General features: G+C 64.7%; 8 protein-coding genes and 1 pseudogene. All 9 read right to left on the bottom strand.

What is annotated here, in order from left to right; translation table 11 throughout:
* Positions 1 to 40 precede the first annotated feature (40 nt).
* Positions 41 to 2,023: an oxidoreductase gene (locus tag Q8814_RS22760; protein ID WP_330154249.1), complete on the bottom strand. Its 1,983-nt coding sequence runs from the start codon at positions 2,021 to 2,023 to the stop codon at positions 41 to 43.
* 5 nt (positions 2,024 to 2,028) lie between these two features.
* Complete coding sequence (locus Q8814_RS22755; RefSeq protein ID WP_330154248.1) at positions 2,029 to 2,544, bottom strand: pyridoxamine 5'-phosphate oxidase family protein; 516 nt, start codon at positions 2,542 to 2,544, stop codon at positions 2,029 to 2,031.
* A gap of 7 nt (positions 2,545 to 2,551) precedes the next feature.
* Positions 2,552 to 3,391 (bottom strand): mycofactocin-coupled SDR family oxidoreductase, encoded by an 840-nt coding sequence (locus tag Q8814_RS22750; RefSeq protein ID WP_330154247.1) that lies wholly within the window; start codon positions 3,389 to 3,391, stop codon positions 2,552 to 2,554.
* Positions 3,392 to 3,423: 32 nt separating this feature from the next.
* The gene (locus tag Q8814_RS22745; protein ID WP_330154246.1) at positions 3,424 to 3,840 is read right to left on the bottom strand and encodes a MaoC family dehydratase; all 417 of its coding nucleotides are present in this window, start codon (positions 3,838 to 3,840) and stop codon (positions 3,424 to 3,426) included.
* Positions 3,837 to 4,304, bottom strand: a complete 468-nt coding sequence (locus tag Q8814_RS22740; RefSeq protein WP_330154245.1) for a hypothetical protein — start codon at positions 4,302 to 4,304, stop codon at positions 3,837 to 3,839. The genes Q8814_RS22745 and Q8814_RS22740 overlap by 4 nt, the downstream gene beginning before the upstream one ends.
* On the bottom strand, positions 4,301 to 5,857 hold the full coding sequence (locus Q8814_RS22735) for an AMP-binding protein (protein WP_330154244.1): 1,557 nt from the start codon (positions 5,855 to 5,857) through the stop codon (positions 4,301 to 4,303). The genes Q8814_RS22740 and Q8814_RS22735 overlap by 4 nt, the downstream gene beginning before the upstream one ends.
* A gap of 23 nt (positions 5,858 to 5,880) precedes the next feature.
* Positions 5,881 to 6,288, bottom strand: a complete 408-nt coding sequence (locus tag Q8814_RS22730; RefSeq protein ID WP_330154243.1) for a nuclear transport factor 2 family protein — start codon at positions 6,286 to 6,288, stop codon at positions 5,881 to 5,883.
* Between the two features lie 123 nt (positions 6,289 to 6,411).
* Complete coding sequence (locus Q8814_RS22725; RefSeq protein ID WP_330154242.1) at positions 6,412 to 7,491, bottom strand: 2-oxoacid:ferredoxin oxidoreductase subunit beta; 1,080 nt, start codon at positions 7,489 to 7,491, stop codon at positions 6,412 to 6,414.
* Positions 7,488 to 7,980: pseudogene (locus Q8814_RS22720) on the bottom strand (2-oxoacid:acceptor oxidoreductase subunit alpha); the annotation flags it as partial. The pseudogene Q8814_RS22720 and the gene Q8814_RS22725, both read right to left, overlap by 4 nt.

The raw sequence follows: 7,980 nt of genomic DNA, 5'->3' as shown, positions 1-7,980 counted from the left end.
GCTGGGATTGCGCCCTGCACCCCTCCTACGTGGATAAATGTCAGACGAGTTTGGCGAGTGCGTACGCCTGGCGAGTGGCGAACACCAGGCGGCGCGGCGCGTACGCGTCACCGAGGATGTGCACCTCGCGACCGTCCGCAGCAGCAGGCCCGTTCTTCAGGCTCTCGTACAGGCCGGCGTCGCCGACGCCACCGCACGCGAGGACGACGTTGTCGAACCCGTCCACCTCGTAGGTGCGGCCCGAGTACACATTGCGGGTGATCACACCGGTCGCGGTGATCTCGACGACGTCCTCCATGAACCGGTACTGCACACCCTTCTCGTCCAGGCGGCCGAGAATGCCACCGACGATGTAGCGACCCAGCAGCTGACCGGCCACCTGCGTCGCGTACACGATGGTGACTTCGGCGCCGCGCTCGGTGAGATAGTCGGCGAGGGAGAGCGGCGGCATGTGATCGTCCTGTGCGACGATCAGCACGCGCTTGCCCACCTGCACCTCGCCCGTGAGGACGTCGCGAATGACGGCGACGTTGTCACCGTAGACACCCGGGATATCGGGGGTACGTCGAGTCGAGCCGGTCGCGACCGCGACGACGTCGAAGCCCGCCTTCTCGATCTCGGCCTGTGTCGCGGTGTGGCCGTAGGCGATCTTGACCCCGGTGCGGTCGAGCCGGCGCTGCTGCCATGTCAGGTACTTCTCGAACATGTCGTAGGTGGGGGCGTTGATGGCGGTGCGCAACTGTCCACCGAGCGTGTCCGACGACTCCCACAGTTCGACGTCGTGTCCCTTCTCCCTGGCCAGTGCCGCAAACTCCATACCGGCTGGGCCGCCACCGACCACCAGGACACGCTTCGGATCGGTCACCGTCGGCCACGGTCCGTCGACCTCGTTACTCGTGGCGGGGTTGACAGCGCAGCCGAAAGGCAGGCCTTCCACATAGCGGCGGCTGATGCACTCGTTGCCGCCCACACAAGGACGGATCTCGTCGACTCGACCGGTGCGGGTCTTCTCGATGATGTCCGACTCGGCGATGTGCGCACGTGCCATGCCGACGACATCGGCGTGACCCGCTGCGAGAATCCGTTCGGCGACGTCGGGATGGTTGATTCGCCCCGTATGCACCACTGGAAGCGAGATCGCGCGCTTGAACTGCCCGGCGAGCTCGGCCCACTGTCCTGCCTCGAAGAAATGCGGCTGGATGTAGGACGGGTTGCCCCATGGACTTCCGACGACTCCGTGGAAGTAATCGACCAGACCGGTGCTTTCGAGGTACTGCGCTATCTCGATCGCGCCGTTGATGTCGTACCCGCCGGGCACCTCCTCACGCAGGTTCAGGCGGATACCGATCACCATCGACGAGCCGGTGACGTCGCGGATCGCCCGAAGCACCTCGACGGGGAACCGGCAGCGGTTCTCGATCGACCCGCCGTACTCGTCGTCACGCCTGTTGGTCAGCGGTGACAGGAAGTACTCGAGAAGGTCGTCGTGGTTCATGTGGAGCTCGACACCGTCGAGCCGGGCCGCCTGGGCCTGGCGTGCGCAGAACTCGTACTGCCCCACGAAGTGCGCGATCTCCTCACGGTTCAACTGATGCGGCACGGTGTTGAAGACCGGTGCGCTGAGTACCGGTGAGGCCCCGTGCGGCATGCCACCCTGGTGCACCATCTGGCCGGTGACCACCGCGCCCTCGGCGTGCAGCGCATCCGAATACGCTTGCACCCGTTCGACGAAGAACGGCAGGCTGTAGTGCCCCTGCACGGTCGCGCCGACACCGGTCGGTTCGAATCCGGGGATCACACCCGTGTTGGGCACCCACGCACTGAGACTGTCGAACCACGCAGCACCACCCCGTGCCCGCGACACGTAGTAGGCAAGGTTCCGCTCGGCTTCCTCGTCGGTACCGAAGATGTTGCCGATCGCGGACGCGTGCGGCGGAAGCACCACGCGGTTCTTCAACTCCATCGGCCCGATTCGGAACGGGGACAGCAAATGTGAATAATCGGATTTCTGGTCCGCAGACATGGCGATCACTTTCTGGTCGGTCGAGGTCCCATCCCGCCGCCACGGCCGTCACCGGGCATCTTCGTCGAGTCGTGACTGACGGCGATCCGCACCGGACGCACTTCGAGGACGACACGATTGGGACTGTCCAGCAACTGCTGGAACGCTTCGGAATTGTCCGGGGCGTGACGCTGCGCGAACGCCGGATAGAACCACTGCTTGGTGCAGTCATCGGTGTGGACGGTGACGCGGCCCCTGACGGCGAGCATCCTGCGGCCCGGTAGGTCCGTGCCGGCATTCGACACGACGAGGGTCACCCGCGGATCACGCTGTGCGGCACGCACATGCGCGCGGCCGGCCGCCGCGGTGAGCCAGAAGATTCCATCGTGGAACAAATAGCTCATCACGACGCCGGCCGGCCAACCCTCCTCCGTCGCGAACGCGAACGTGCATTCGCTCTGCGACGCGAGGAGCTGGTGCCGAGTCTGCGGATCGGCGTGCAGCGACCGCAGATCCTCGTTGTCGTCGATTCCGACGGCCATGGTCGAGCTACTTCACGTAGGCGCCGGCGTCGACCGGGAAGGCGACACCCGTGACGTACCGTGCTTCCTCGCTGCCGAGGAACAAGACGGCATTGCTGATGTCGACCGGATCGACCCACGGAATGGGCAGGGTGTTGAGCGACATGAAGCCCGGCATCGCCTTCTCCTGGCTCGGCTCGGGGTCGCCGGGCGAGAACATGCCGTAGGTTCCCGGATTCTGGATCATCGTCGTGTCGACGTTGGTGGGGTGGATGGTATTGACCCGGATGCTGTGCGGTCCCAGTTCGTTCGCCATCGTGCGCATCAGTCCGACGATGCCGTGCTTCGCGGCAACGTAGTGCCCCACCTGCTGGACGCCCTTGAGTCCGCCGATCGAGCTGATGAACATGATCGACCCGCCGCGCCCGGCTTCGATCATTCTGGGAATCGCGACCGCGGCGGTGTTGTAGACACCGGTGAGGTTGACGTCGATCATGTCGCGCCACTGCTCTTCGCTGAGCTCCCACGACAAACCGTAGGTCGCGATCCCGGCGTTCGCGACGACGATGTCGACGCCACCGAGCTGAGAGATTCCGTCGTCGAGCGCCTTCTGCAAACCGGCGCGGTCGCGGACGTCGACCTTGTGCGCGATGATGCGCCGGCCGAGTCCCTCGACCAGACGCACCGTTTCGTCGAGGTCCGCTTCGGACGCAAGATCGTAGTACGGGGTCACCGAGTCGATGTTCTGGCAGATGTCGACGGCGATGATGTCGGCGCCCTCTTCTGCGAGACGCACCGCATGAGAGCGCCCCTGACCGCGCGCTGCTCCGGTGATGAACACGACCTTGCCTGCTACACGTCCGGCCATGCTGTCCTCCTAGGTAGAATGCCTGTCTGCGATCAGTGATCCGCGGGGAGATGGACCGTCCCCGTACCTTCCAGAACCCGGGCGCCGTCCACGACATCGAGCGCGAGTTCGCACCGCACGACGAGTCCCCCGGCGGTTTCTTCCACGGCCGTGACCGTGCCGGAAGCCTGCAACCGGTCTCCTTCGAAGACGTTGCCGAGGAATCGGAAACGGTATCCGGTGACGCGGTCTGCCCCACCCGCCCAGCTGCCGAGCATCGACACCACATAGGCGATGTTGCTCGGTCCCTGGTTGACGGTCCGGTCACCGAGGCCGAGCGTGCTCGCCGCGGACCGGTCGAAGTGGATAGGGTTCGGATCTCGCATGAGCGCCGAAAGCGTCCTCATGCGAGCGGGGTCCACGGCGTCGATGACCCTTCCTGGGATTTGCTCTCCGACAGTAGGTCTCATGAAGTTTCACCCCGCCGGGGGAAAACAATCGAATTGGTGGTCGACGCACAGTGCGCGCCGTCGCTGTCGTGCAGGTCGAGCCGGTATCCGACGATGTCGAACACACCGGTGCGGCGGCCCACCTTGCGGACCGCCGACACGATCTCACCCGATACCCGGTAGGTGCCGCCCACCTGCAGCGGGTGGTGCACCACGGTCTCGGTCTCGCCTGCCATAGGGCCGTCCGCGTCGGACGCTCCGAACAGCGCGAACAACTCGTCCCAGCTCCAGCCCATCGACCCTGTCGCGACGAGGAACACCAGCACGGGATGCGCGCCGCCGTCCGCGGGATCGGCGAGCATGCTGTCGAGCACGAGGTGCACCCACCACGGTTCGAGGGTGGCGTCGCCGCCGGGGAAGCGGGTACCGACGAGGCCTTCGAGTTCGGCCTCGGTCGGTGTCCTGCGTTCGGTGTCCACTGTCATCGGGTGGCTGCCACGTCGAGATAGGGCGCCCGCAGATCGCGTTTCATGATCTTGCCGGTGGGAGCCTTGGGTAGGGCGTCGACGAAGTCCACCGACCGGGGCTTCTGGTACGAGGCCAGATTGCGCTTGGCGGTGTCGATGATCTCCTGTTCGGTGGCGGTGTGGCCGGGTTTGAGCACCACGACGGCCTTGACCACCTCGCCCCATTCCTCGTCGGGGACGCCGATCACCGCGCATTCGAGCACCGCGGGGTGCGCGCCGATCGCTTCCTCGACCTGGATGCTGTAGATGTTCTCACCACCCGAAATGATCATGTCCTTGGCGCGGTCGACGATGTAGATGTAACGATCCTCGTCCCACACACCCACGTCACCGGTCCACATCCAACCATCGCGCAGCGTCTGCGCGGTGAGTTCGGGCTTGTTCCAATAGCCGAGCATGTTGGCCTCGGAGCGGACGACGATCTCGCCGGGCGTCTTGCCGTCGCGGGGCACCTCCGTGCCATCGAAGTCGACGACGCGGATGGTTGTGCCGAAACCCTCTCGGCCGCACGACTTGAGCCGGTGCTCGTTGATGCCCTTGGCCGCGTCGAGGTGGTCCTCCTGCGACAGGAACGACATGGTCGTGCCCTCGGTCTGCCCGTAACCCTGGATGAGTGTGCACGGGAACGCGGCGAGGGCCTGCCGGACGATCGTGGAAGGCATCGGGCCGCCGCCGTACTGAATGTTGCGCAGACTGGACAGGTCGTAGCTGTCGAAGTTCTCGACGGCCATCATCCAGTTGAGCATCGTGGTGATGCCGAGAAAAGCCGAGACTTTTTCCTGCTCGATGATCTCGAGAGCCTGCTTGGCTTCGAAGTTGACCAGCACGACGGGGCAACCGTGCTTCATGTAGTTCATCGAGAGCACGACCGGGATGTGGTACATCTGCCCGGTGAGCATGTACACGTCCGAGGGGACGACCCGCTCGGCCACGGTCTGGTTGAGCATCCCGGCGGCCGCGCTGGTGTGGGAGTGCAACGCTCCCTTGGATTGACCCGTCGTCCCACCGGTGTAGAGGATGAAGAACGGATCGTCGTTGCCGATTGTCGGCGTCCAGATCGGCTCGTCGGCGCTCGCCGCGGCGAGCATGTCCTCGTACGTGCCGGCACCGCCCGCACCGAACTCGAGCCAGTGATCGAAGTTCGCTATCCGAGTGAGTTCTTCTGCGGTGGAGCGGAACTCACTCGAGGTGATGAGCACCCGTGGCGAGGCGTCGGCGACGAGTTCGAGCAGGGCCGCGTCGGCGAGGCGCCAGTTGAGAGGCTGCAGGATGAGCCCGGCCCGTCCGACAGCGAAGAACAGTTCCTGGAACTCGATGCTGTTCTTGGTGAGAACGGCGACGCGGTCTCCCTTCTCGAGACCGAGCGCACGCAGTCCGTTCGCGAGCCGGCGTACCCGTTCGTCGAGGTCGGCGAAGCTGATCCGCCGGTCGTTGGGCACGTCGTAAACCGCCATCTTGTTCGGCGTGAGTGCAGCCCATTTGGCCGGGATGAGGCCCTGATTCATCGTCATTGACAACGTCTCCGAAGTTCGGGTCAGTAGGGAAGATCGAGTGCGATGTGGCGCTTGGCCAGCACCCAGTCGCCGCCCGCCTTGGTCCATTCGTCCTCGTACTTGCCGGTGGTCAGGACCCGGAGCGCACCGTTCTCCGCCGACGTGATGAACAGGTACGACACGGTACGCACGTTCTTCTCGTCGAGCTCGTCGATCAGCAGGTTGGTGGTGATGTGCCGACGCTGATCGGTCTGGGAGTCGTGGGCACCACGGAACAGGCCCATGATTTCTTCCCGGCCGTTGAGCGGGCCCACGAGGTCGCCGTCACCGATACGCATGGTGAACACGGCGGTTTCACTGAAAGTTCTTTCGACGCCGTCCAGATCGCCGTCATCGTACGCGAGCGCGTACCGGGCGAGGGCGTTTTCGATCTCGTTCCTGAGCGACATTGCTACTGCTCCTACCGACGAAGGATCAAGGAGTGAAGAGATGTGATGGCAGTCACTTTATACTAATCATGCGCATTGTCTAGCCCTGAATTCGAAGGCTGTGACGCCTGGGCCCGCTCCCGGTCAGTTCGTGACCGTCCACGTGTCACCGCCGGTCAGCAACTCCTGCAATGCCTTTCCATCACCCGCACGACCAGTACGGGCCGAATCGTTCTGCTCGCGCACCAGATCGTCGTAGGACGGACGCGCGACAGCGCGGAAGACACCGAACACCGTGTGCTGGAGATCTTGATCCGACAGACGCGAAAGCGCGAAAGCGTACTCGGGATCCTCCGCCTCCGCATCGTGAACGACGATCTCGTCCGGCGACACGCTCGCAGTTTCGGCGACCCGCAGGCCGAAGCCGTCACGCACGACGCACTTCTGGCCGTCCACGCTGAAGATGATGGGCTTGCCGTGCTGCAGTGGAACGACCCGCTGCTCGGCATCGTCCTTGCGCAGCACATCGAAGGAACCGTCGTTGAAGATCGGGCAGTCCTGATAGATCTCCACGAACGAGGTTCCCCGGTGCTCGGCCGCCTGCCGCAGCACCTCCGTCAGCCCCTTGCGGTCGGAGTCCAGGGCGCGGGCCACGAAGGTCGCCTCCGCGCCGAGCGCGAGCGAGAGGGTGTTGAACGGGTGGTCCACCGAACCCATCGGGGTCGATTTGGTGACCTTCCCTACCTCGGAGGTCGGGGAGTACTGCCCCTTGGTGAGTCCGTAGATCCTGTTGTTGAACAGCAGGATGTTCATGTTCACGTTGCGGCGAAGCGCATGGATGAGGTGATTGCCACCGATGGACAGCGCATCGCCGTCACCGGTGACCACCCACACCGACAGGTCCGGTCGCGTGACGGCGAGTCCGGTCGCGATCGACGGCGCGCGACCGTGGATCGAGTGCAGACCATAGGTCTCCAGGTAGTACGGGAACCGGCTCGAGCATCCGATGCCCGACACGAACATCATGTTCTCCCGGCGCAGGCCCAGTTCCGGCAGGAAGTTGCGAATGGCGGCCAGGATGACATAGTCGCCGCAGCCGGGGCACCAGCGGACCTCCTGGTCGCTGGTGAAGTCCTTCGCCTTCTGCGGGGTGTCGGTCTTGGGTACGAACGCGGTGGCGTTGAGCCCGAGGTCCATCCCCACGCGACTGATCAACTCGGTCATGCGTTTTCCTCCTCACGGACGGCAGAGGTGCGGCACTCGGCCTCGGCCAGGGCCGTGGTGGTCTTCGATTCTTCGAATCGACGCAACGTGCCGGTGAGCGCGGCATCGATCGCGTCGAGGATCTCGTCGGCCAGAAAGGCCAGGCCCTGCACCTTGGTCACGGGCTGGACGTCGACGAGATAGCGGGCGCGCAGCACGCCCGCAAGCTGGCCGAGGTTCATCTCGGGTGCGATGACCGTCTTGTACCCGGTCATCACGTCGCCGAGGTTCTCGGGCAGCGGGTTCAGGTTCCGCAGCTGCAGGTGCGCGACCTTCGTTCCACGGCGGCGGGCTCGACGACATGCCTCCCCGATCGGGCCGTAGGAGCTGCCCCAGCCGACGACGAGCAGTTCGGCCTCGCCCGACGGGTCGTCCACCACCGCATCGGGAACAGCTATGCCGTCGATCTTCGCCTGACGCAGCCGCACCATGAGGTCGTGGTTGGCCGGA

It is taken from the genome of Rhodococcus chondri, from assembly GCF_036327435.1.
Taxonomy (GTDB): domain Bacteria; phylum Actinomycetota; class Actinomycetes; order Mycobacteriales; family Mycobacteriaceae; genus Rhodococcus; species Rhodococcus chondri.
This window is presented reverse-complemented; position numbering and strand designations above follow the sequence as displayed.

Coding starts and splice junctions, on each gene's coding strand:
- Q8814_RS22735 (WP_330154244.1), bottom strand. CDS start 5,857: ATGACGATGAATCAGGGCCTCATCCCGGCCAAATGGGCTGCACTCACG.
- Q8814_RS22730 (WP_330154243.1), bottom strand. CDS start 6,288: ATGTCGCTCAGGAACGAGATCGAAAACGCCCTCGCCCGGTACGCGCTC.
- Q8814_RS22740 (WP_330154245.1), bottom strand. CDS start 4,304: ATGACAGTGGACACCGAACGCAGGACACCGACCGAGGCCGAACTCGAA.
- Q8814_RS22745 (WP_330154246.1), bottom strand. CDS start 3,840: ATGAGACCTACTGTCGGAGAGCAAATCCCAGGAAGGGTCATCGACGCC.
- Q8814_RS22760 (WP_330154249.1), bottom strand. CDS start 2,023: ATGTCTGCGGACCAGAAATCCGATTATTCACATTTGCTGTCCCCGTTC.
- Q8814_RS22750 (WP_330154247.1), bottom strand. CDS start 3,391: ATGGCCGGACGTGTAGCAGGCAAGGTCGTGTTCATCACCGGAGCAGCG.
- Q8814_RS22725 (WP_330154242.1), bottom strand. CDS start 7,491: ATGACCGAGTTGATCAGTCGCGTGGGGATGGACCTCGGGCTCAACGCC.
- Q8814_RS22755 (WP_330154248.1), bottom strand. CDS start 2,544: ATGGCCGTCGGAATCGACGACAACGAGGATCTGCGGTCGCTGCACGCC.